Below are 24792 nucleotides of genomic sequence, written 5' to 3'. Positions count from 1 at the left end.
ACAGGCTGAAGAGAACTCCTCAACCTGTTTCCGGGCAAAAGCCAAATCAGCTTGCCTATGATAACTTAATGACATTGCCCGAATGAGTACCTTGTTTAGCAGAACATACTTTCAACCTACGATTATGAGTGTATAGTCTTTTTAAAATTCTACATAGCAATTCGTGCCCCTCCTGCACAAGTATTAGCGCTTGTCTATCTATTTTACTTACAAGAGAGCTCTGAAAATATCAAAAACAGGAATGAGGAAACATATATATTCTTGTCATTATATTTTCCTCATTTTGTATATCTATATACCGTCAAGAAATATATTTGACATCTATCACTCCTCGTAACGAATTCAGAAGAGATAACACATCCTCTCTATCTCTATGAGCACAATTCTGAATAGAAACTATGGCTCCCTTAAATTCGTGTTTTTTATCATAAACCTGAACCTCTCCAACTTTCATTCCCATATCTTTTATACCAGTATAAAAATCTGAAAGATTAGAAACATCTTCAAGACGAACATAAACGCTAAACCAACCATCGTTAAACGTAATTCTGTCTTCCAATTTTTTAAAATTTCTAATAATAACATAAACTGCAAGAGTGGCAACTATACCACATTCAAAAAAACCGATTCCTATTACAAGTCCTATACAAGCTGATGCCCACAGTCCTGCCGCAGTAGTCAAGCCTTTTATTTTTGATTTTCCAGATATTACAATACTTCCTGCACCTAAAAAACCAATTCCGCTGACAACTTGTGCACCTAATCTAGCCGGATCCCCTGCACCATATTTATAAAATAAAAATTCCCCAGTAATCATAACAACACATGATCCCAGACTTACCAACATATATGTTCTCATACCTGCAGGTTGATTCGCCTTTCCTCTTTCGAGACCAATAACGCCTCCACAAGCCATGGATAATATAATGCGGAAAATCATTGTAACAATACTTAAATCGCTTAAAGACTTACCTAATAATTCTACGCTCATTTCAACACCTCTCCATCCAATTAATTATCTGTTTCTATCCATTCATAAGTCACAAAATTAAAAAGGGCTGCCCGTACTAAATCTCTTTAGTACGGCGGCCCCGAAATTCTTTTGAGTTTCCTAATTAGCAGAAATATTTTTTACTTGAACATACTTAAATCCTTTTTCCTCGATTTTTTTCAAAAAATCATTTGAAAAATGCATACAGTAAATATCTTTTCTCTTCTCGATAGGAAATACATTCTCCAATGTGCTTAATGGACAATGTGACAAATGATCAGAAGAAAATTCTGTCGTATCCTGATATATTGTCTGAATTTTTCCTGCAAAAAAATCTTTCACAATCATACTTGGAATTTCATAAGAATCTCCACTGTAATAGATTCTTTCATCAGAAAAGTCCAATACATAACCATAGCATCTTATATCATCAGCATGTTTTACCGAAACCGCTTCTATTCTTACATCCCCTATAAGATTAATTTCATCTGTTAGCATTTCATATGCATCCGATGTAATTCCCATCATTTCTAATAATTTTATCAATGATTTCTCAGGATGAATAATTTTAACCTTCTTCCCCAACACAAAATAACTATATGAAATGATAGAAGAAAGACTTCCCACATGGTCAGCATGGGTATGTGTTATAATGATATAAATATCATTATATTGTTCTAACAATTTCATTTCATACAATTTTGTAAAAACAGTTTCTCCTGCATCAATAAGAAAAAATTTATTATTTCTCACAAAATAAGCACTCGTATTCCCTAAAAGAGGATTAAACGCAGATCCAGAACCTAAAAATGTAATAATTTTTACCACCGCCTTTTCTAATAACGATTACGTAAATAATTTACACAATGATGTGTCCAGTCCGTTTGAATAATATCAAATCCCTTTTTAGCCAACCATCCCCATCCATCTTCCGGGTCACCAGTAAGAGATATGTCATCGTTATGTCCTGCTGCTAATGGCACACGACTTGAATACACAATTGAATTCCCCCATAAAATTCTTCCTTTTTTATGCATCATGTCAATATAAGAATCCTGTGCAATAGAAGATGATTCACTTTTAAAAACAAGTTCTGCACCAATATAATTGATGTTCATATTCTCTATCTTTTCTGAAGCAACATCTTCCTCCATAAAAATTGGCATATAATCCACTTTTGGAGCAAAAGTCTCTACCATTTTCAAAGATGCATCCGAAGGATCACTTTTTAGAAGAACTTGATCTGCCATATTATGTTTATTTACAATTTTCATGACATCATCCAGTATTTTAATACTTCTATCAAGATTCAAAATACATTTATTTTTTAAGTGTTCCAATACCTCTTCAAAAGTATTTAAAGGCAAAAAGGTTTCTGTCAAATCAACATTGCACAATCTAAGTCTTCTTATTTCTTCAGATGTCATTGATTCAACTTTTATATGTCGATCCAATTGAGCCGGTTCCATCCCCGTATGAAATACAAATATCTCTCCATCTATGCTCTTAAACAAGTCCATCTCAAGGATGTCAGCCCCTTCCTTTAATGCGATATCGAAGGAAGCAATTGTATTTGGAGGAATGTTTCCTCCCGAGGTTCCTCTATGAGCCGCAACTAAGATACCTTTTTCTTTTCTTAATTCTAAAGTTGATTTCATCATGCCTTATTTTCCTTTTTCTTTCTCGAAAAAATTCCTTTGATTGTAGCAATTCCATCATATCTTCCCAACCAAAGAGCAATTGTCGAAATAATCATAAGAATTACTGTATAAACAAATGCCATTGCCTGGGCGTCCGTAGTAGCAGTTTCATCTGTCGCAAGCTTAATTACAATACCTAATGGCTGGAACAGAGGATGATACAAGAAAACAGATAAATCATATTCTGATAACAAACCATTAAAATTCAACACAACAACAGAAAGAACAACAGGCATGATAATAGGAAGTATTACTTTTCGCATTGTATAGAATGGCTTTGCTCCCATAACCTGCGCAGCCTCTTCCATATTTCCATCAAGCCCGATAAATGCAGCACGAATCATACGGTATGAAAATGGAAGTTTAATAATCATGTACGCTATCAACATAATCACAGGGGTAGCTACAAGAACTTTATTAGCAAGATTCCAACGTGCTTCGTCATATGTCATCATAAGACCCAGCGCAATCATTGTGGAAGGCAACAACCAAGGAATAAGAATCAACGGCTCATAAAGTTTATCCCATTTATGCTTCAGTTTCGTAACAATTCTTGCAACAGCTATACATATAACCGCAACAGTAAGCGCTGCCACAAAGGAATATAAAATACTAACCAGATATGGCTTATATGCTGTTGAGGAACGGAACAATTTTGCATAGTTCTCCAGGGTAAATGAATCCTTTCTGATTTGACCTGTTTTTATGGTCATTCCATCTGTAAATGAAAACACCAAAACGTTGATAATAGGAAGCATATAAATTACAAACATAACATATGCTACAATATGTGCAATCACATTTAAAACTGGATTTTCAATTTTCTGTTTTGTCATTTTAGCTTTAGTCTTAGAAATAGAAATATAATTTCCCTTTTTTTCTATTTTCTGCATAATAAACAGAAGAATTGAAGTAGCAATTCCTAATATGATTGCCAACAATGCTGCAATATCACGAGAACCAGTCATATTTGCAAATGTCTTTATCATCGGATTAATGGTCTGGAAATCAGGTCCACCGACAATCAACGGCCCAGACATCGTACTCAAAGCAGCAATAAACGTAAGAATAGTAATTGCAAAAATTGTAGGTTTCATTGTAGGAAGAACAATTTTAAAAAGAATTGTTCCCTGTGAAGCTCCCATATTTTTTGCAGCTTCAATTGTGTGGTAATCCAAATTTCGTACTGCATTTGTAAGAAACATCATATGATTCGATGTTCCGGAAAACGTTATAATGAACAATACGGCTCCAAACCCCACAAACCATTGCGGATCCATATTCGGAAAGAACTGCATTAAAACTTTTGTAACAATACCAGTTTCCCCATATACAAATTTATACCCGGTAACAAGAACAACGCCTCCATAAATTAAAGTTGTCATGAATCCCAGGCTTAAAATTTTAGAACCTTTTATATCGAAATATTCTGTGAATAAAACAATCAATATTCCTGAAACATTCACAGTAACAACGGATGCAACAGCCAGCAAAAAACTGTTTTTCAAACTGTTAATCGCTCTTGTTGATTTCATAATTTTATGGATAGCATCCAATGAAAAATGCCCGTCCTTAATAAAGACTTTTAAAAGCAAATTAACATTAGGAAACACCAGGAAAGAAAAAATAAACCATATTAAAAAGAGCTTCAAAATCAGCCCAGGGATATTAATTGTTCCATCCTGCAATTTCGATTTTAATTTTCCCATAGAGCTTTCCCCCTTTAAAATTGCATGATATCCTGATAGTCAATATATAAATCTACTTCGTCGCCTTCTTTATAGTATTTATATCCATCATTTTTCTCAAGATACTTAATGGTCTCACCCATGCAAGAAAGAGTATATTTTGTCAATATCCCATTAAACTCTAGTTCAGTAACAGTTCCCGTGATTTTTGCATGATTAGGCATATAATTATTCACACATTTCTCGATCCTGATAAAACCAGTCTTTTGAACATCTAATTTTGTTCCAAGCTGTTCATTAATTGAAGTCAATATTTTCGTTCCAAACCGATTAATATCACCTATGAAATCACAAACAAATTCACTTTTTGAAGAATTATAAATCTCATATGGTGTTCCCACCTGTTCAATATAACCGTTATTAAAAACAGCAATTCTATCAGAAAGTGTCAGCGCTTCTTCCTGATCATGTGTGACATACAATGTTGTGATTCCCAGTTCTTTTTGGAGACGTTTTAATTCCAATCTCATATCAATTCTAAGCTTGGCATCAAGATTTGAGAGCGGCTCATCTAAACATAATATTTTAGGTTCCAGTACAATAGCCCTGGCCAAAGCTACCCTTTGCTGCTGCCCACCTGATAACTCGGAAACATTTTTCTGTAATTGTTCATCCGTAATTTTAATTTTTTTAGCAACTTCTCGGATTTTCCTGTCAATCTCAGCTTTTGGCAGTTTCTTCACTTTCATACCAAATGCAATATTTTCATAAACTGTCATTGTCGGAAACAGCGCATAACTCTGAAATACCATACCGATATTTCTGTTTTCTACCGGCAGATTAGTTACATCCTTTCCAGCAACAATAACCTTTCCTTTAGAAGGAGTAATGAATCCTACAAGTGCTCTTAATGAAGTGGTTTTTCCACATCCACTTGGACCAAGGAAGGTGAAAAATTCACCTTCCTTGATTTCCAGATTCAGATCATTAATTGCTACAAAGTCACCATATCTAATTTCAACATTCTCAAACTTTACCATGGTATGCTCCTATCTGAACTTATAAAAAGTTACAATTACTGAATAAATTCCAGTTCCGCTTTTTCTACCCATGCATCAATATTTTCTGCTATGAATCCCCAGTCAAGATCCTGCGGAGTAAGCATTTCCATCAATTCTGCCAGATCATCGGATACATTTGCAAGTGCATCTTTCTGACATGGGATTGTACCAAAATTATTTGACCACTCAAGCTGTATATCAGAACTTCCAAGCCAATTAAGAAATTCCACGCAAAGATCATAGTTTTTAGTGCCTTTTGCAATTGCTACAGATTCAACTACATATGGTTCTCCAACTTCAGGGGTCATAACCTGGAATTTATAATCACGTTCTTTCTGTTCTGTTAATACACCTGATGCCCAGTGTTCATCCATCGGGTATGTACCATCAATAACTTCTCCAATAGAATCTTCACCTTCAGCGATATTATGAGCGTTTCCTAAAAATGATGCTGCAATTTCCCAACCTTCATCAGATATACCAAGTTCACCTTCTGGATCCTGATAACGACTAATAATACTTGCATACACAGTTTTTCCAGTACCACCGTTTAAACCATGAAGCTGATACAAACCAGAATATTTTTCATCAGTAAGATCTGTCCAATCGGATGGCATATCCTCATAATCAACATTTCCAATCAGTAAAAGAGGTGTTGTTGTTACAGGATAATAATATCCATCCGAATCAATCAAACTTTCATCTACTCCATCTGTCCAATCAGGTTTCCATGTTTCCAGAAGATCATTTGCTTTCAGTTTTTCATATTCAATGTTATTCAAACCAAAAACGACGTCACACAATGGATTATTTTTTTCAGCAATCATACGCTCTGTCACTGCAGATGCCCCCAGACTTACAACTTGCACATTGAAGCCTTCTTCTGCCGCTCTGTTAATTAACCATTCATCACGACCTTCAGAGCCGTTGTTGGTGTAAATAACAATTGACTGACTCTTGTCTACCTCTTCTGCCTGTACCATGACAGAACCTGCTGAAACAATCATTGCTCCTGTTAATAATGTAGCTAACATTTTTTTCATAAGATTTTCCTCCTAATTTTATAACGTTTCACGTTTTTTTGCTGCATACAAATAATACCACTTTTATTATAACGTGTCAATATCTAAAATAGTCATTTTTGCATATTTTACAATGAATTAACATGTTTTTTTAGTATATTTTAACTTCATTTTCCTTTTTTATTTATTATAACGTTATATTTTTCACAAAATTCAATAATTAAAATTGAATTCTAACTTTCTTTATATCAAAGCCTAAAATAAACAGTATAATATATAGGCGTTTGCGAAACGTCAAAAGCCGCATAAACACGGAAATTTTTGTTGCCAAAATAAAATATCTCCTCAAAGTTTATGGTAAAACTCCAAATATCCCTTCCTTCCACAAATTTGTCTTTGAACTTACCCGCGAGCAAAAATTTGACAAAGAGAAAAGCAAAAGCACCTGACAGCTTTCATCTTCATCACTGTCAGGTGCTTTTTATTTTTCTTATATTGGGGTTCTACTTCTTAGTTTGTATCAATCTTCATATCCATTTGGATTATGGGACTGCCAGTTCCAAGAGTCTGCACACATCTCACGAATATCATTTTCTGCTACCCAGCCAAGCTCTTCTTTTGCCTTGGTTGCATCAGAATAGCAGGTAGCTATATCACCTGGACGGCGCGGTTTGATTACATACGGAATCTTCACACCGGTCGCTGCTTCAAAGTTTTTCACAATATCCAGGACACTGTAGCCTTTTCCGGTTCCCAGATTGTAAATGCTTAAGCCGGAGTTGTCTTCAATCTTCTTCAGAGCCTTCACATGACCTTTTGCAAGGTCAACCACATGAATATAGTCTCTCACACCAGTTCCGTCCAAAGTATCATAGTCATCACCGAATACACCCAGTTCTTTCAGCTTGCCTACAGCCACCTGTGTAATATATGGCATCAGATTATTTGGAATGCCGTTTGGATTCTCGCCGATAGTTCCGCTCTTATGTGCTCCGATTGGGTTAAAGTAGCGAAGAAGCACTACATTCCACTGCGGATCTGCTTTCTGAATGTCGGAGAGAATCTGCTCCAACATGGACTTGGTCCAACCGTACGGATTGGTGCACTGTCCCTTCGGACAGTTTTCTGTAATCGGAATCTCTGCAGGATCACCATAAATCGTTGCAGAAGAAGAGAAAATAATGTTCTTTATATTATGCTTTCTCATCACATCCACCAAAGTCAAAGTACCAGCAATATTATTTTCATAATATTCCCATGGTTTTGTAACAGATTCGCCAACGGCTTTTAATCCGGCAAAATGTATGCAGGAATCGATTTCTTCTTTATCAAAAACTTCATTCAAAGCATCACGATCAAGGATATCTGCCTTATAGAATTTCACCGGTTTTCCTGTGATCTTTTCTACTCTTTCCAGAGATTTTTCACTGGAGTTGCACAAATTATCCGCTACCACTACATCATAACCTGCGTTCTGCAGTTCTACAACTGTATGACTTCCAATGTATCCTGCGCCACCTGTCACTAAAATTGACATAACTATTTCCTCCTCATATCATGCTGTTGTTTTCAGTCATTAACTTCTTTTATATTTGCTATTTATATTTTTGCACAATGGCTTTCATTTCGGAAAGTTTTTCTTCCATTTCCTTCACCAGTTTAAACTGTGTCCGACATCTATCCAAATTATGACCTTCTCTATGAACCTTAAAATAATGGTCACCTTCCAGATAATCCGTCAGAAAACGAACACCGCATTCAAAAGTCATCAGAACAGCTCCCATAGGAAGCATCTCTAACTCCATATCCGTCAGAGCTTTGCCACAGCCTTCGATAAATCCTTTTACATATGTTTCATAAAGATGAAGGTCAAAAGAAACCTTATCCAGATTTCTCTCATCCTCTGCAGCTGTCGTTGCCCCAAAACGGATGGAATCCCCAAAATCATTCACAGAAAGACCCGGCATCACTGTATCCAGATCAATGACACAAATGCCTTTTCCAGTTTTGTCATCAATCATAATGTTATTCAACTTCGTGTCATTGTGGGTAACACGAAGAGGAAGCTGTCCATCTTCCTGCATATCCACAAGAGTATGGCAAAGTTCCTCACGATCCATAGCAAAGCGAATCTCTTCCTGCACACTCTTTGCACGGCCGCACACATCTTGTGAAAGAGCTTTTTGGAATTTTTGAAAACGATCTACCGTGTTGTGGAAATTCATGATGGTCTCATGAAGAGTTTCCGCCGGATAATCCGCCAAAAGGCGCTGGAAATTTCCAAAAGCAACTGCACTTTGATAAAAATCATCTTCATTTTTCACCTGATCATAGCAGGTGGCTCCCTCAATAAAAAGATAAACTCTCCAGTATTCTCCTTCCTTATCCACATAGTAAGAACTGCCCTCCTTATCGTTTACAAGGTTTAACGTCTCACGCTTCACATCCCCGCCATTTTCCAGGATTTTTTTCTTCAGCCAAGAAGTCACGCCACTGATATTTTCCATCAGTCCTACAGGATCAGTAAAAATGCTTTTGTTCATTCTTTGCAAAATATAACGATTTACCTTTTCCCCTACCCGAAAAGTAAGGCGATAGGTATCATTGATATGTCCGTTTCCATAAGGAATACACTCTGTCAGTTCGCCAGCAAAATCAAATTCTTCGATTACTTCCTCAATTTTTTTCGTTTCCAATTATTCTTCCTCCCATAATTTCTGCGGATAAAGACCTTCATCTTTTAACTTCTGAATAGCTGCTACTACAACGGGCTTATCCTCTTTGTAAGTTACCCCATACCATTTGTCCATGGATTTCAAAACCTTTACCGTTGCTTTTTTCTCGCCCAAAAGCTCATCTACCACAAAAGGAAGGAAATATTCACATTTCAGCGGATTTTTCTCCAGATTCTCATCCAGGAATTTCGGGAAACGGTCTTTTAATTCCTGAAGAATACTTGCGGAAAATCCCCACATATTCATAGATACGGTACTACCCTCTGGAATTTCTACCCAGGTAGAGCCGTCATCTTCCGTATAAGCAGCTCCGCCCTCTCTCTTTTCGATATGGGTGCGCTCATTAATCGTGATCAAATGTCCTTCCTCATCTGTCACACAGACGCCTCGCGCCACATGACCGTTGTCTGTCAGTGTGTTTTCCAACTTATACCCAACCATCATATACTGATAAACACCGTTGTCCTCCTCCCCTTTGGAAAGGAAATCATACGCCATTTTAAACGCATGCGCTCCGTAATAATCATCCGCATTGATCACCGCAAAAGGTCCGCCAATTTCATCAAAACAACTTAAGATGGCATGCCCGGTTCCCCATGGTTTCACCCTGCCTTCCGGCACAGCATAACCTTCCGGAATATTATGAAGATCCTGAAAAATATAAGCAACCTCCAGTATTTTACTCAAACGGTCTCCAATGGCAGATTTAAAATCTGCTTCATTTTCTTTCTTGATAATGAAAACCACTTTTTTGAATCCGGCTCTTACTGCATCATGAATTGAAAAATCCATAATAATATGACCTTCCTTATCCACCGGGTCAATCTGTTTGAGACCGCCGTAACGGCTTCCCATACCTGCTGCCATAACTACTAAAACTGGTTTCTTCATAAAACACCCTTCCTTTCTGTTCTATCAGCCTCATTTTAACATGTCCGAAACAATAGTATTTACATTATTGCTTCTTTCTTTTACATAATGCGTTCAACCATCTGGCTTTTTTTTCTCATATGCATTATACTATACATCAACAAAAATCTTTAGTAGATAGGAGGACAGAAAAGTGGCATATGAAGCTTTGCAGTTGAATCAGGAACTGCATATTTCCGCTGTTTATACTGTTCATTACTTTGAATATCGCAGTGATTTCCATTTTCCCGGCGAAGTTCATGATTTCTGGGAATTCCAATGTATAGATAAGGGCTCTGCCAAAGTATGTACAGACGAAGCTATCTACCATTTAAGCCGTGGTCAGGTCATCTTCCATAAGCCCAATGAATTTCACACCATGGAGGCCGAAGGAAAAACTCCGCCCAATATTGTGGTTGTCTCTTTTGCATGTGATTCTCCCTGTATGAAATTTTTCAAAAATCGCATCCTCACCATTTCCGAATGGGAACGCAGTCTTCTTGGCATGCTGATTGCAGAAGCAAGGCGCTGTATTGCCTCCCCTTTGGATGACCCGTACCTGCAGAAAATGAACATGCGTCCGGACTGTCTTTTTGGCTCTCAGCAATTGCTGGTTCTCTATCTGGAACAGTTGCTCATCTCGATGTTCCGCCGCCATACCATCCCACAGTTATCAGTTCCTGAAACAAAGCTTTTCCACATAAAAGGAGATTCTGCCCAATACAACAAAATCATTTTTTATCTGGAGGAACACATTCGGGAATTTGTCTCTGTCAAAGAAATCTGCCACGATAATCTGATCAGCCGCTCACAGCTGCAAAAACTTTTCAGGGAGCAGCATCAATGTGGTGTGATTGAGCTTTTTCTGCAGATGAAAATCGAATTTGCAAAACAACTTATCAGGGAGGACCAGATGAATTTTACCCAGATTTCTGATTTCCTAGGCTATTCGTCCATCCACTATTTTTCCCGGCAATTTAAAAAAATTACGGGCATGACTCCCTCGGAATATTCCAGTTCCATTAAAGCGCTCTCGGAACGAAGAAATGAAACCGATATATAATAAGAATTTGGTTATTGCAAAACAAGTTCGCAATCCTGATTGAAAACAAGGATAGAATCCTGTAATACAGGATTCTTAGGATGGAAAGTGTATGATTTTAAATTCAGGCATAACAAAAAGACTTATCGGACTAGCCACTAAGAAAAAGATGTTATGAAAAGTAAATGTCAGACAATTAAAGGCGTAAGACTTCGGATGTATTGATACTGATGAATTTTATCAGCAACCATCACTGTAACAAGTTATGTAATGCCTGCAAACGATAAGTCTGCGCGAAGAGTCTTTTCGTTTTAAGTTTTACGATGGGCAATGCAAAAGCTATCTTTGATTTGCTGGATAACCGGATTGGCAACAACATAGATATGCACGGAAACATAGGCTACTTTATAAGAATTATAATTCTCATCAAGATTATTTGCTTTAGCAAAAGCCTTCGAGTATTTAATAATGCGGTTTACATACTTGGGATTATTTTCGGTAACCCATGCTTCGATGCCCGATGTATCAAAGATAGTCATGGAACCAAGCGCAAGACCAAGCTATTGGCAGATTGGTTCGGTAAACACCTAAAGTATAATACATACAAAAAAAGAAGGAGTGGACTGGATTATAAACCACTCCCCCTCCTTTTTCTCAATATAGCATCAGAATTCAGAATCTATCATACTCTGTGCTCTTTCCAACGCCTCTTCTACACTAAGCAACCCTGACATTACATTTTTTACAGCAGAACCAACTATATTCAAAAACTTTTTTTCATCAAAAGGTCTATAGTCTGTATCTGGTAATCTCTTTGTTCGAGATAATGAAAAACATTTTTTTGAAAATTCCAACCATGGAAATGTATTTATTATATCATACTTATTATATGTTTTGATGCACGGAGAAACACTGCCAAGTGCTGCCATCGCCGATGCAACTGGTTCCATAGTAATCCATTTAATGAACGCCAGCGCATCTTCAGGATGTTTACTATTTTTAGAAACAGCAAGAGAGCCTCCTCCATAAATTGGGTTTCCTCCTGGTACCATTCCAAATCCTACATTTCCTACGATCTTAGAATTATATCCAAGAATTTCTGATGCGTAATTACTAAAATTAATCATCATTGCAACATTTCCATTTGCAAATTCTTTTGCAGCTGTAGTCCACCAACGAGCAGTTTTTCCTGGTGCATATTTTTGAGCTTCTACCAACTCTTCAAGTGCTTTTCTTCCAACATCATTATTGATAATTATTTTACCTTCATCACTATATAGATTATCTTTATGACTAAAAAAACGTGTTAAAAATTCTGTAGATGCAACACCTGTATTCCCTAATGTTAAGTTAGCTCCATACCGAACATCTGTACCAAACCCATTTCCTTCAGTAAAAAAAGCCGCAATCCTATTATATTCTTCAAACGTTTCCGGTATTTTTAATTCCTGTTTATACTTTTCACGATACATTCTCCTAATCGCAACATTCTCAAAAAGATCTTTTCTATAAAACAAAAGCTGCGAACTTGGAGATACTGGAAGCGCGTATATTTTATTCCTTACATAGCAATACTTATCTTCCAGAGAAGGCAAATATTCAGAAAACACCTTACTTATATCAGGTTCAATCTTATCCAATGGAAGCAGTAATCTTTCCGCAAACCACGAAAGCCATGTAACATCAATCCTGAATACATCATATAAATCTGATGTTTCTGAATTGACAAACTGATCATAAATTTCATCATATGCAAAAACAGCTATTTTTACTTTTGTACCTGTTTTTTCTGTATAAAATTGTGCCAGCCCTTGCATAATAATAGATTCTGGACTATCTAACGCTAATATATTCAGACATTCTGCTGTTTCGTGACTAACTTGAATGTTTTTCCAATTTCTCTCACCATCATTTTCAAAAATGTGAGTTTCTGGTATCAAATTTCCCTTGTTCTGAATAATTCTGGCTGCAACTTCTCGTCCAAGTAAACTATAATTTAACTCATATTTTTTAAAGTCTTTTTCTGGAAGATATACTACAGGAGACAGCGTATGAATATCTATTTTTTTTTCGGAAAAAAAAGAATTAATTATCTGTCTTATTTTTTCAGCAAATCCCATATTTGTTGTCACAATGACATCCATCTCTTCATTTGAAGCAAATAAATTTAAAATGCTATGGGATACTCTTCCTAAGTCAGTTGTAATTTTTTTAACATTGCAATAAGAACTTTCATCAATTTCGGAACAAAAACCTTTTAAATACTCAGCTTCATTAGTATATTTCTCAGATTCCGTAACAACTAATACATTTTTATATCCATTATTCAATATTTTTTTTGCCATCTGGATACCAGCAAGTTTATAATCAAATCCAAAATAATCGGCTTCGAAACCAGGATGTCTTTCAACAAAACAAACCTTTGCAAATCCAGCTTGCTTGTAAACATTCTCCTTTCGATATAGGCATGTAATAACAATCATGCCACATACCATAACAGATTTCGCTTTTTGAATCATCTCAAGTTCAACCTGAGGACTATTATTTGTCAAGAATAATTCTGTTGAATAGCCATTGCTTTCTACATAGTATTTTAAACTATAATAGAATTCACGATACTGCCGTGATTCAACTGTAGGAAGAATAACTCCTACAACTTTTCCCGTTCCTTTACGTAATATCCTTGCTCTTTCATTAATTGTATATCCTAACTGCTGAGCAGCTTCTTCAACAACACGAATTTTTTCACTGCTTACATTGCCTTTACCATTCAGCACATTAGATACTGTTCCCTGCGATACTCCTGCTAATCTTGCAACATCAAGAATGGTTGCCATATTTCCACCTTATTTCTCCATATTTTATAACGTTTTAATAATTATACAATATTTCCCGAATTTTTGCATTCTTTTTTTTATATAAATTATACTATAATTAGATTGTCAAAAGTCCTTTTGACCGGATTCTTCTACAACATTACACGAAGTAAATATACTAAATATAATAATTCCGGTTAGCAAATTACCCTTTTGACGTCTAAATCATATTATATTTGCACTAGCTGATACTGTTCACGGCAATGTCATTAACATCAGAAAATCCCTGTACGATATTTTTTTATTCAAAAAGTTGTAAGGTGGCGTTTATTTTATCCTTGCTCTAACACATTCCAAATTACTTACCCTATATGGTGTACCAACAAAACACCACACTTGATTGATATTTATTTCCATCCGAGTAGTTGTCCATTCTCCATCAAGCATACCTCCAAGCATTCACCGCAATGAAATCCATTATGCCACCATAAATCTGATACCCAAAATCCATATCTGCCACTTTCAATATTATATACCTATCTTCCCTCTGTCATGTTTTTACATTTCTCCTTCATGCTCGCTATATTTTTTTACTTCTAAAAATAATCTAAAATACAACAATATGCTTTTTTAAACAATTTATTTCATTTATTGTAAATTGCCATCTCATAAATCTTAAATCATTTCATATTCAAAAATTAGTAACTCAGACTTTCCCTTAAGATAAATTAATTGGCTTTTATTTGAAAGGTAATTATTCTCTCTTTTAAAGCAAGATTCGCCAGAGTAACTCAAAACTCACTTTCGTGGTTTTGCTTACCTGGCAATCTTGATGGGGATTCTGCTTCCCCATACCCTCGGTTGCTGCACATTTTTTAAATGTGCAATCTGGCTCCTATAAAATAGTCGCAACGTGATGGCTCTGCCGTCACGGGAAAGGAGAAACACATGGCAAGGCCAAAGAAGGACGGACAGCTCCGTCATACACACCAGATTATGCTCCGTCTCACAGACACAGAATACGAAATCGTAGCAGAAAATGCCAAAAGTGCAAATCTTACACTGGCAGAATATGCACGGAACCAGATAATGAATAAAAAAGTCACTGTTAAATATGAGATTGTGGCAGATATACCAGAATTGAAAAAACTGATTGCTGAGTTTGGAAAGATTGGCAGTAATCTGAACCAGATTGCCCGGCACTTCAACAGCGGCGGTATCCATTCTCAGGAAATGAGAAAAGCGATAAATCAGAGTATCGCAAGAATCTACGAAATGAAATATGAAGTGTTAAAAATGGCAGGTGATTTTACTTCTATCTCCGGCCAGCCTAAAGTTAAGAATGAAGGAGATCTCCATGGCAATCCTGAAACACATAGCAAGTAAAAACGCAGATTACGGTGAAGCACAAAAATATCTCCTGTTTCAGCATGATGAATATACAGGGAAGCCGATCCTCGATGAAAACGAGGAGCTGATTCCACGCAGTGAATACTTTCTACTACAATATATTTATGGTTAATATCCCTTACAGCCAGTAAGGAATTATCCATCTTGTTGCTTAAGCTGTATAATGATGGAGCAATCGGTATATCGAATACTTTCTTGGACTCCGCGTCCGTAATTAAGACTGATAACCAGCTCCTCATTCGCAGCGTTCGTTTTATGCAGGTTGAATCGCCATAGGTGCATTCGCGTCACACCACAGTAGATTGAATAGGCAATGAGTAAAACTGGTACTTATCCATTGCAATAATCTTAAGGAGTGACAATTTATGAACGCAGTAGGTATCGATGTTTCAAAAGGTAAGAGTATGGTTGCTATCATGCGACCTTTCGGTGAAATTGTTTCCGCACCTTTCGAAATCAAACACACAGCCAGTGGTATCAATTCACTTGTAGAACTCATCAACTCTGTTGAAGGTGAGTCCCGAATCGTGATGGAGCACACAGGGCGTTATTATGAAGTCCTCGCTCATCAGCTTTCAGAGGCAAATATTTTCGTCAGTGCCATTAACCCAAAACTTATCAAAGACTTTGATAATGATTCTCTTCGTAAAGTGAAATCTGATAAAGCAGATGCTGTTAAGATTGCCCGATATGCTCTTGACAAATGGCAAAATCTTAAACAGTATAATGTTATGGATGAATTACGCAATCAGCTCAAAACCATGAACCGTCAGTTCGGCTTTTACATAAAACACAAGACGGCTATGAAAAATAATCTTATCGGCATCCTTGACCAAACCTATCCTGGTGTCAATACTTACTTTGACAGTCCTGCACGCAGTGACGGCAGCCAGAAATGGGTTGATTTTGCATCTACATACTGGCATGTAGACTGTGTCCGTAAAATGTCCCTGAATTCCTTTATCGACCATTATCAAAACTGGTGCAAACGTAAGAAGTACAACTTCAGCCAATCCAAAGCTGAGGAAATCTATGGAAAAGCAAAGGAACTTGTTCCTGTACTTTCAAAGGATGCCATTACAAAGCTTATTATTAAGCAGTCTGTAGACCAGCTTAATAGTGCCTCTACAACTGTTGAGTCACTACGCACTCTCATGAATGAAACTGCATCCAAACTCCCGGAATATCCTGTCGTTATGGCTATGAAAGGGGTTGGAACTTCACTTGGTCCTCAGTTGATAGCTGAGATCGGAGATGTTTCCCGTTTCACTCACAAAAGTGCTATTACTGCATTTGCCGGTGTAGATCCCGGTGTTAATGAATCGGGAAGTTATGAACAAAAAAGTGTTCCAACTTCCAAACGAGGCTCCTCTGATCTTAGAAAGACTTTATTTCAGGTAATGGATGTCCTGATTAAAACGCATCCGCAAGATGATCCTGTTTATCAGTTCTTAGATAAGAAACGTGCTCAAGGCAAGCCTTACTATGTCTATATGACTGCAGGTGCCAACAAGTTTCTAAGAATCTACTACGGACGAGTGAAAGAATATCTTTCATCTCTTCCAGAATCTTAATTATCCACTAATATTTTCAGGCCAGCACTGGTGTGGTGGTCTTATTTTGATACCTAATTTTCAACCTGTATAAAATTTTCAATGTTCTTCAATTTAGCCTTGACTTTTTATTTGCAGGCTACTACATTTCCGATTTAATTTTGTAAATCAACGGTAATACCATCTCCAACTGAAACCGCTAGGTCTTCCGGTGCCTGGTCTTCATCATATACCGTTCCTATTTCTTCTATGTAAGCCTCTTCTGATTCTTTCTGCTCATAGGAAACCATTTTTCCTGTAGTTCCTGAATAGTGATAGAGCTGCAGCGTTAACTGTTTTGCATGATCCAAAATTCTCCAATCTTGTAATTCAAAAATTAGATTCGGTTTATCATAGGAAGTGAGACTAAAAACATATTCATTTCCTAAATCGTCCTTCCCGCGAAGCCAGAATTCATCTTCATTTGTCATATCGGAATATGATCCAGAAATGGTACACCCGAAAATATTATATTTCATTTCTGAAATCAAAAACGTCTGATCCTTCTCAATTGGGATAGACACTTGAATGTCAATTTCTTTTGTGTCTGCCTGCAGTGCTTCTGGATCTGCTGTAAATGAAAAACTATATACATCCCTTTCCTCAACCTGCTCATTTTGATTTTGGAAAGTTCCTATTTGAATTTCAAACTTCTGGAAATGATCAGCTCTACTTCGATTAAATTTCGCTGCAAAGTATTTGGAAGTCACTTTTTCTGATCCGCTACTGTTATCAAGCGAATATTGATTTTCTAACGCTAATGACTCGCCATCAACTGCGACCTGAATGCTGCTCATGGAAATATCATTTTCGCCTTTTTCATCCGTCAGGGAATATGCAATCCAAAGGCTTTTTGCATCCGCAGCGACTTCCTCTAACGAAACCGCAATCCCATTTTTTTCGATTGTCTTTTGAATTGTTTTCACATATTCATCTGTTTCCTTCTCAATTCCCAAAATCCGGCCAATAAGAGAAGTCATTTTATACCAGGCTGCTTTTACCTCATTCTGATGTGTAAGTCCACCACCAATAGCAGCCACTAATATGATACAGGCTGCTGCAACCCGTATGTAGCGCTTGACTCTTACGATTTTATTTTCTTTCCACGGTTTCGCCGCCTGATAAATGTATTTCTCATCTATATCCTCAAATGCCGTTAAAAAATCCCATCCTTTATTATCCCTCATAGCCAGCCTCCTTTAATAAACCATAAAGTTTTTTCCTGCTACGAGCCAAAACTGACTTGATCTTACTTTCCCCACAGGCATGTCGGTCTGCTATCGCTTTTACAGGATCCATATACCAGTAGCGTCTAATAAAAATATCCCGGTCACGTTCCGAAAGCGTTGATAAAAAGTGGTCAAATAATTTTACAAGTTCTTTCTTTTTTAAATAAATTTCAATATCAGAAGAAATTGCACTTCCAATTTTTTCCACTTCCCCAGCAATATCTTCCATATGTGAATCCACCCGTTTCTGCGCATTTCTTTTCCGATAACGGTCGATTGCTGTATTTCTTGTTATTTTTGAAACAAAGGAAGACAAAATAGATGGTCTTCTTGGAGGAATGCTGTTCCAGGTAAAAAGCCATGTATCATTTACACACTCTTCAGAATCCTCCCTGCTGTATAAAATATTGTGTGCAACTATATAACACATATTTTGATATTTATTTTTGGTCTCTACAATTGCATTTTCATCTCTGGCAAAATACAAATTAATGATCTGTGCATCATCCATCCTAAGCTATCCTCCTTTTTCACCTTATATCACGTATTTTATTTTAATTGGTCGCATGAAAAATGTAATTTTTTTATTTTTTTTGCAGAAAAGGAAATGAAATATATTTCGTTCCTAATTCCTTTTCTGCATTTCCATTTACTGGTCAATTACTTCTGTCATATAAGCTCCCTGACCATCTACCGCAGTAACTATTTCTTTTCCGTCTTCTGTTTCAATAATCTGCCCCACTGATACCTGATCCTGTGGTCCGCTGGTGCTTAAATCCGGATCTTCGTCAAATGTGGCCAGCGGGTACATTACCCTCTCTCCATTTGCATTGAAAAATTCATGTAATTCAACTCCAGAACTGGCAGCCACTGAAGCTGTTCCAATCAGCATACACGCTGCCGCTCCAATCCAAAACTTTTTTCGTTTCATCATGCTGCTCCTTTCTCTTAACCGTGATTATTTTTTATATCCACAAATACTACAGGTCTTCTTCAAAAACGGATAACTATGTTTACTGCAATATGTCCATGGAGTGTAAGTTTTTATCCCCCTACGATGGCATTTATTACATTTGTTTGAGATAATCAGCCGTTCTTTGTAACAGATTCCAGCTGTTCCAACTGTTCGAAAATCTGTCTTTTTACCAACAGCTTCTAAATATCTCGCCGGATGTTCACATGGCGCATTTGTCGCATAGGAAGAAATCGCTTCAATTGGTTCTGTTACAAAAGATCCATCTTCATTTACTCTGACAATTCTTTCCTTAGCACCAGTTTCTGTTACATAAATGTTTCCACTGGAAATTACTTCCTGCGCTTCATTTTCCGCACCCATTACAGAGATACCCTGCCCTGCCATATTTCCCATAATTGTAACACTTGTCATAATAATTGCCATCCACTTTTTTAATCCACTCATCCTTTTTACCTCGTTTTCTTAAATTTTTCCCTATAAGTTGTAAATAAAAATTTTTAGAGCCCTCCCTTCAAAGTTTCGTTATTCCTTTTTCACTATATATCACGTAAAATTTCGGTATCCGTTGCATCCTTGCTAAAAATAATTTATTTTATTCTCAAAACCTCCAGCCCTAATTTGGCACACAAACAGGATCCGTTTATAATCTGTGTCTTGGCGTTTTATAAGTAGCCGTAAATCAAAAGCCCCCCGGCAGCATAGTTCCAAAGATCCATACTATCGGGGGCTTATCCCTCATCTCATCATAATTTCCATATTCTCCTGACGATATAAAGCAATTTATCAATAGTGCTGTTCCACAACTTATTTTTCAGCCAGGCTGTCAAGGCATCTTTTTATATCTTCTTTTTGCATGCACTCAATGGTCCAGGTGCGTTCTTTTGTTTCTGGCAGATAGCCAAGCACTTCCTGCCAGGGAAGGTTTCCGCTTCCAAGTCCGATGTGGGAATCCCGGTCTCCGCAGTTGTCGTGGATATGGACATGGCTTACATAGGGAGCCAGATTTTTCGCCCACTCCCTGACATCCAGGGAAGAATAACAGTGTGCGTGCCCGATGTCCAGGCACAGCTTAAAGTTCGGCTGGTTCACCCTCTCATAAACATCCAAAAGGAGCCTCCAGTCATCATCAAATACATTTTCTAAAACAATTTCTATTTCTGTTTTGTTCTTCATAAATTCCTGCCAGAATTTGGCGACATGCTCCGCCCAGTATTCTTTGTAATAAACATACGGGTTCATGCCAGAGTGAAAGACAATCTTCTTAGCTCCAAGTTGAAGCCCCGCCTCATAGCACTGGTTGAATCTTGTCATGGTGGCTTCCCGCACCAGGCTGTCGTATGCACAGGGGTTCACATCCAGAAATGGGCCATGAAGAATCAGATCCCTGGTCCCTATCTCTTTCATCTTCTCCCAGTACGTTTTGATTGAATTCGAAAGCTGATCCAGGTTATCCGAAATGGAAAAATCAATGCTTTCGATCCCGGTTCCGTACTCTTTTACCAATGCTTTCATGTCAACATCTAAAACTAAATGGCTAATATATATCATTTTTTTCCTCACTTTTTTACGAAGCTACTCCTGCCTCTTTTAAATGGCAGAACAGGCAGAAGCCCCGCAAGGCCTTGCTGCCTGTTCCACTTTTTATTTTACTGTGATCTTAATTTTTTTCGATTTGGAACCTGATTTTACCGTAATGGTGGCAGTTCCTTTTTTCTTGGCTTTTATCACACCCTTTTTCGTAACGGTTGCCACCTTCTTATTGGAAGTGGTATAGGTTACCTTCTGCAGGGAGGTGATCGGGCTGATGACTGGCTTTAAGGTCAGCTTCTTGCCTTTTTTCAAGGTTGCCTTAGACGCAATGCCTGTGATCTTGGTTGTCTTCACCGCCGTCTTTTGAACAGTCACATTAATCACCTGTTTTTTACCGCTCGCCAGGGTGATGGTGACTTTTGCTTTTCCAGCCTTTAAGCCTTTTATGGTACCTTTTCTGGTCACTGTTACGATCTTTTTATTGCTGGTAGTCCAGCTCTTGATGGAATCCCCATTTGCCAGACCGGTTACCTTCACTTTTGTGGTAGACTGTTTTACCTTCAGCTTAATGCTAGAGGCCGTTACCTTGATGGTGGGGGTAAGTTTACTTCCCACTGTACGGGTTTCCGTTTTTCCCTTGTTGCTGGTGCGCTTCTGGGTTTCCGGGGCAAATACGGTTGCCCCCGATACGGTTGTCCAGGGGCCAAATACCTCCGGGACTTCCGTCGGTGTCGGAGTCGGCGGAACGGGTGTCGGGGTAGCCGGAACCGGAGTTACAGTCGGTGTCGGGGATGGGGTATCGGTACGCTGTACCACAATGGTATAGTCGGTTGTCTTTCCGGATTTGGTGGTAACGGTAACCTTTACCTCTGCTTCTGCCTCTGGATTTGTTTTATCAAAATACATGGCAATTCTGTGTGCTGCACCACTTCCGGTTACTTTTCCAAGAACCGTTACCTTGCTGGTGCCACGGACTCCCACAGCGGTAACCGATGCGCTGCTGTCTGCCGGTTCTGCAAAGATATTTAAAAATTCCCGGCTCTCTTTATAGATTGCCCGGTAGCTGGTTGTTACACTGCTAAATTCCGGGGACAGCGAAATCCGGTTTGCCGTATTGGAGTAGGTATTGCTGGTGCTAAGTGCCATGTTCGCAAGAACCGGAGTGGAAATATCCTGGGAAATATGGAAAGTATATTCCCTGCTCTTTCCCATACCGCTTACAGTTACCTTCACATCTGTGGAGCCGCCGCTTACATCCGCTACAAAACTTCCTGCATACGCCTGTCCATTTACAGTTATGGTGCAGCCTTCCGGTGCTTTAAAATCAAAGGTCACTTTGCCGGTATTCTCTGCTACCGTTAAATTATATTTTAAGGTATCTTTTCGGAAAGCAGAAGGCCAGGTCACTTTTCCAGTATCTGCTGTGACTGTCACGCTGTCCAGATAGGCTCCATTTGTTTCCAGAGCCATCAGATAGTTGGAATCGTTTTTGTAATAAAGGGTGCCCTCACGGTCTGCACAGATGGTACTGATGCAGTATTCCTGCTGGTCACTTGCCGGGCGGAAAAGCTCTACGGCTGTTCCGGAGGTCTGTCCCGGTTCATCGGACAGCATATAAATACCGCCTGGTTTTGCATTGTAGGTAAAGTACAGATAGACTCTTCCATCTGCCTGTCCATCCCCATTATAATCCTGGTTTTCGTAGGCCGTAGACAAAAGAGGCGCTGCCTGGGGATAGCCTGGGATGGATACGTTATATGCCAGAGAGATCCCGGAAGCGGTTTCAGTTAAGACTGCAAAATGATGACCGCCATCGGAACTAAACTGTTCGCCATTTCCGCAGACACCTACATAGATCCTCCCCTTATATACAACCGGGGAAGCAGTTACCATGCCGCCAAGGTTATAGCTGCAGGCAGTTCCAAAGGTGCCGTCTGCATTCATCTGCACGCGGTACAGATACCCGCCTTTGGTGGTGAAATATACATAACCATTATTATAAACGATAGTAGAACGAATATCTCCATGGCTTGTCATCTTATCCATGAGCAATCCGGTATGTGTGTTTACGGAATACAGGATGGCGGAGTTGGTATCTGTTCCTTCTGAAGAACCGTCGTCGGAACCAAATATCAGGTAATCGGATGAGGCATAAGAACCAGCCCAGTAAAAGCCGCCCTTATGGTTGTATTTCCAAGTGCAGTGTTTAATCTCCGTTCCTGTGGATGGATCCTCGTCTGTAACAGACAGACAGAAATAAGAGCCTGCTGTAGTCTCAGAATTCCAGGTTCCGGTATAGATATAACCATCCTTGTAAGTGATCGGGGAAAGTGTCTGACCTCCCAGGGACTCACTGATCCATAAGGACTTTAAGGAAGTAGCACTGACCGCCTGGATCTGACCGCCGCCGATCTGTGCAAAGAGCATTCCCTCTGCATAGGTAAGGGGGATCATGGCATACTGCATATTTCCAGAGAGCTGTTCGCTGGTCTGAAGGATTTCCCCTGTGTTTTTATCCAGCTTATAGATAAACTGTCCAGACGCTACATAAACTGCTCCGCCCAGGATCAGTGGTGGTGTGATGGCTGCCTCCCAGCCCACTCCGATCCTTTTGGTCCATTTTAACAGGGTGGAATCCGCACTGGTTGGGGTGCTGCTTCCGGTAATGCCGTTATTTGTTTCACTGTTTCGAAAATTGATCCAGTCATTGTCCGTGATCTCCGGCTGCGTAGCATCCTGTTTTACCAGTTCTGCACTAATGTCGGAAACCTCGCCACCGGTAAAGCTGCCCTGCCGGGAAATATAGCCATATTTAGAAATATTCCAGGTATAGGCTTCTCCCTGGAGAATGTTTTCATAAACCATCAGGGAATCTACAGAAGGGGTAAGGCGCTCCCCATCTTTGTCATATACGCTGATGACCGCATCCTCCGGAGTAATTTGAAAACTTACCTTGTCGCTTGTACTTTTATGCACCAGGATAGTATAAGTTCCTGTGGAGGTATAGGTTTTCTCTGCCAGGGCAGGATCCGCATAGGTGTTTGCCTCTGACATGGAGAGCGTCACTTTGGTATCACCGGTGTCTGCCAGTGGAACGCTCACAGCCGTATCTGTAGAAGAAAACGGAACCTCTTTTACTTCGCCTGTGGTTACATTTTCACTGGAAATGGCAAGCTGATACCAGTTGCCGGAAAACGCTTTTGGAACCACCTGTAAAGAAGCAGTAGAAACTACTACCGTTGCCTCGTAGTCCCTTGTAGTTCCTGTGGTGTCAAATTTCGGAAGGATATTTTTTGCCAGGTCCTTGTCATCCGGCAGGCAGGCCTTGAGATCGGAAAGGTCAAGACGGCGTTCTACCAGGATCTGGTAAACCTGCTTGTCCCCTTCTGTTCCTGCGGTGATAGTATAAAGTGCTCTTTTGGAGCCATTTTCTCCGGCTGCAAAAACGGAGGCAGCTATATTGTAACGGATACCATCTGTGTATCCGCTTTTTGACATTTCCGCATTCTGTTTTTCTCCGTCCAGTCCCGTGGTTTCCAGCTGAAGGACGGATCCCTCCGGTGCATTCCCTGCCAGATCCGCTGTGATCCAGAAGGATGCGGAATCCATGTTGGAACCATATTCTGCCACATAAACCTTACCACCAAACTCTGCATCAAGATCAGACATACGCTTTAATCCTACGGTAGAAGCACCGCTCTGGCTGGTATATAAGGTCAGGTTCTGAAGGTAGCCACCCTCATCCTGCGCATCGGTTTCTGGCATGATGATAGGATCTGTCTCCCCTTCAAATCCCTCCTGGGAATCAGAGGCTTCAAAGTCCTCTTCTCCTGAAAAATCTTCTTCTGCTTCCCCGGAGGTAAACCCGGTAAATTCAGAAACGCTTGCAAAAGAATCCTCACTTTGTGTGTCTTCGGATTCCTGGGAACCACCCTCAAAAGAATCCGTCTCATCTGTAAAAAATCCATCCTCTTCTGCGGCATAAGCGGTGTTTAACGCATACACCGGAAGATTTCCAGCTAACAGGGCCGCAGACAAAAGTCCGGTCAGCCATTTTTTCATTGTTGGTTTCATTCAGTTCTCCCTTCTTT

At 38.9% G+C, this 24792-nt stretch carries 20 protein-coding genes and 2 pseudogenes; 4 read left to right on the top strand and 18 right to left on the bottom strand.

The features are described from left to right. Positions 1-301: 301 nt before the first annotated feature. The 9 genes from ABHC48_RS18020 to ABHC48_RS17980 form a co-directional block, all read right to left on the bottom strand. Positions 302-991, bottom strand: coding sequence for an MgtC/SapB family protein (locus ABHC48_RS18020; protein ID WP_195589444.1), 690 nt, complete (start codon positions 989-991; stop codon positions 302-304). Between the two features lie 120 nt (positions 992-1111). Continuing rightward, positions 1112-1819, bottom strand: coding sequence for an MBL fold metallo-hydrolase (locus ABHC48_RS18015; RefSeq protein ID WP_195589445.1), 708 nt, complete (start codon positions 1817-1819; stop codon positions 1112-1114). Positions 1820-1827: 8 nt separating this feature from the next. After that, positions 1828-2652, bottom strand: coding sequence for a glycerophosphodiester phosphodiesterase family protein (locus tag ABHC48_RS18010; RefSeq protein ID WP_226855062.1), 825 nt, complete (start codon positions 2650-2652; stop codon positions 1828-1830). Next, positions 2649-4400 (bottom strand): iron ABC transporter permease, encoded by a 1752-nt coding sequence (locus ABHC48_RS18005; protein WP_195589446.1) that lies wholly within the window; start codon positions 4398-4400, stop codon positions 2649-2651. Before ABHC48_RS18005 ends, ABHC48_RS18010 begins: the two co-directional genes overlap by 4 nt. A gap of 14 nt (positions 4401-4414) precedes the next feature. Further along, complete coding sequence (locus ABHC48_RS18000; RefSeq protein ID WP_195589447.1) at positions 4415-5419, bottom strand: ABC transporter ATP-binding protein; 1005 nt, start codon at positions 5417-5419, stop codon at positions 4415-4417. Between the two features lie 35 nt (positions 5420-5454). Further along, positions 5455-6483 carry an extracellular solute-binding protein gene (locus tag ABHC48_RS17995; protein ID WP_195589448.1) on the bottom strand — a complete coding sequence of 343 codons (1029 nt, stop codon included), beginning with the start codon at positions 6481-6483 and terminating at the stop codon, positions 5455-5457. A gap of 499 nt (positions 6484-6982) precedes the next feature. After that, positions 6983-7999: a UDP-glucose 4-epimerase GalE gene (gene galE, locus ABHC48_RS17990; protein ID WP_195700013.1), complete on the bottom strand. Its 1017-nt coding sequence runs from the start codon at positions 7997-7999 to the stop codon at positions 6983-6985. A 58-nt stretch (positions 8000-8057) separates the two neighbouring features. Further along, positions 8058-9158 carry an aminoglycoside phosphotransferase family protein gene (locus ABHC48_RS17985; protein ID WP_195589450.1) on the bottom strand — a complete coding sequence of 367 codons (1101 nt, stop codon included), beginning with the start codon at positions 9156-9158 and terminating at the stop codon, positions 8058-8060. Next, positions 9159-10088: a sugar phosphate nucleotidyltransferase gene (locus ABHC48_RS17980; protein WP_195589452.1), complete on the bottom strand. Its 930-nt coding sequence runs from the start codon at positions 10086-10088 to the stop codon at positions 9159-9161. 172 nt (positions 10089-10260) lie between these two features. Here ABHC48_RS17980 and ABHC48_RS17975 point away from each other — a divergent pair, with 172 nt between their 5' ends. After that, a complete protein-coding gene (locus ABHC48_RS17975) occupies positions 10261-11169 on the top strand; it encodes an AraC family transcriptional regulator (protein WP_195589454.1) in 909 nt (302 codons plus the stop codon). A 329-nt stretch (positions 11170-11498) separates the two neighbouring features. On the opposite strand, the pseudogene ABHC48_RS17970 reads toward ABHC48_RS17975, so the two are convergent. From ABHC48_RS17970 to ABHC48_RS17960, 3 genes and pseudogenes are all read right to left on the bottom strand, one after another. After that, positions 11499-11729 (bottom strand): annotated as a pseudogene (locus tag ABHC48_RS17970) (ISNCY family transposase); the annotation flags it as partial. An 84-nt stretch (positions 11730-11813) separates the two neighbouring features. Continuing rightward, entirely contained in the window at positions 11814-13985 is a 2172-nt protein-coding gene (locus ABHC48_RS17965) for an extracellular solute-binding protein (RefSeq protein ID WP_195589462.1), read from the bottom strand. 306 nt (positions 13986-14291) lie between these two features. After that, positions 14292-14491 (bottom strand): annotated as a pseudogene (locus ABHC48_RS17960) (DUF5348 domain-containing protein). Between the two features lie 421 nt (positions 14492-14912). Here ABHC48_RS17960 and mobC point away from each other — a divergent pair. The 3 genes from mobC to ABHC48_RS17945 all read left to right on the top strand — a co-directional run bounded on the left by mobC (position 14913) and on the right by ABHC48_RS17945 (position 16948). Then, positions 14913-15350, top strand: a complete 438-nt coding sequence (mobC, locus tag ABHC48_RS17955) for a plasmid mobilization relaxosome protein MobC (protein WP_195589465.1) — start codon at positions 14913-14915, stop codon at positions 15348-15350. Beyond that, positions 15322-15486, top strand: a complete 165-nt coding sequence (locus ABHC48_RS17950) for a hypothetical protein (RefSeq protein WP_330634160.1) — start codon at positions 15322-15324, stop codon at positions 15484-15486. The genes mobC and ABHC48_RS17950 overlap by 29 nt, the downstream gene beginning before the upstream one ends. Before the next feature lie 253 nt (positions 15487-15739). Then, the gene (locus ABHC48_RS17945) at positions 15740-16948 is read left to right on the top strand and encodes an IS110 family transposase (RefSeq protein WP_195700014.1); all 1209 of its coding nucleotides are present in this window, start codon (positions 15740-15742) and stop codon (positions 16946-16948) included. Positions 16949-17082: 134 nt separating this feature from the next. Here the strand turns inward: ABHC48_RS17945 and ABHC48_RS17940 are convergent, their stop codons facing one another. From ABHC48_RS17940 to ABHC48_RS17915, 6 genes are all read right to left on the bottom strand, one after another. Beyond that, positions 17083-18153: a DUF4179 domain-containing protein gene (locus ABHC48_RS17940; RefSeq protein ID WP_195700015.1), complete on the bottom strand. Its 1071-nt coding sequence runs from the start codon at positions 18151-18153 to the stop codon at positions 17083-17085. After that, entirely contained in the window at positions 18143-18706 is a 564-nt protein-coding gene (locus ABHC48_RS17935; RefSeq protein WP_118580693.1) for an RNA polymerase sigma factor, read from the bottom strand. Before ABHC48_RS17935 ends, ABHC48_RS17940 begins: the two co-directional genes overlap by 11 nt. A 138-nt stretch (positions 18707-18844) precedes the next feature. Next, on the bottom strand, positions 18845-19129 hold the full coding sequence (locus ABHC48_RS17930) for a hypothetical protein (protein WP_147422319.1): 285 nt from the start codon (positions 19127-19129) through the stop codon (positions 18845-18847). A gap of 24 nt (positions 19130-19153) precedes the next feature. After that, complete coding sequence (locus ABHC48_RS17925; protein WP_195700016.1) at positions 19154-19615, bottom strand: hypothetical protein; 462 nt, start codon at positions 19613-19615, stop codon at positions 19154-19156. A gap of 360 nt (positions 19616-19975) precedes the next feature. Beyond that, the gene (locus ABHC48_RS17920) at positions 19976-20719 is read right to left on the bottom strand and encodes a sugar phosphate isomerase/epimerase family protein (RefSeq protein WP_187564942.1); all 744 of its coding nucleotides are present in this window, start codon (positions 20717-20719) and stop codon (positions 19976-19978) included. A 93-nt stretch (positions 20720-20812) separates the two neighbouring features. Beyond that, on the bottom strand, positions 20813-24775 hold the full coding sequence (locus ABHC48_RS17915) for a cadherin-like beta sandwich domain-containing protein (protein ID WP_195700017.1): 3963 nt from the start codon (positions 24773-24775) through the stop codon (positions 20813-20815). Positions 24776-24792: the final 17 nt, after the last annotated feature.

This window comes from Ruminococcus sp. 1001136sp1 (genome assembly GCF_039841815.1).
Taxonomy (GTDB): domain Bacteria; phylum Bacillota; class Clostridia; order Lachnospirales; family Lachnospiraceae; genus Blautia_A; species Blautia_A faecis.
The sequence above is the reverse complement of the archived record's forward strand: the minus strand, read 5'-3'. Positions and strand labels throughout refer to the sequence as shown.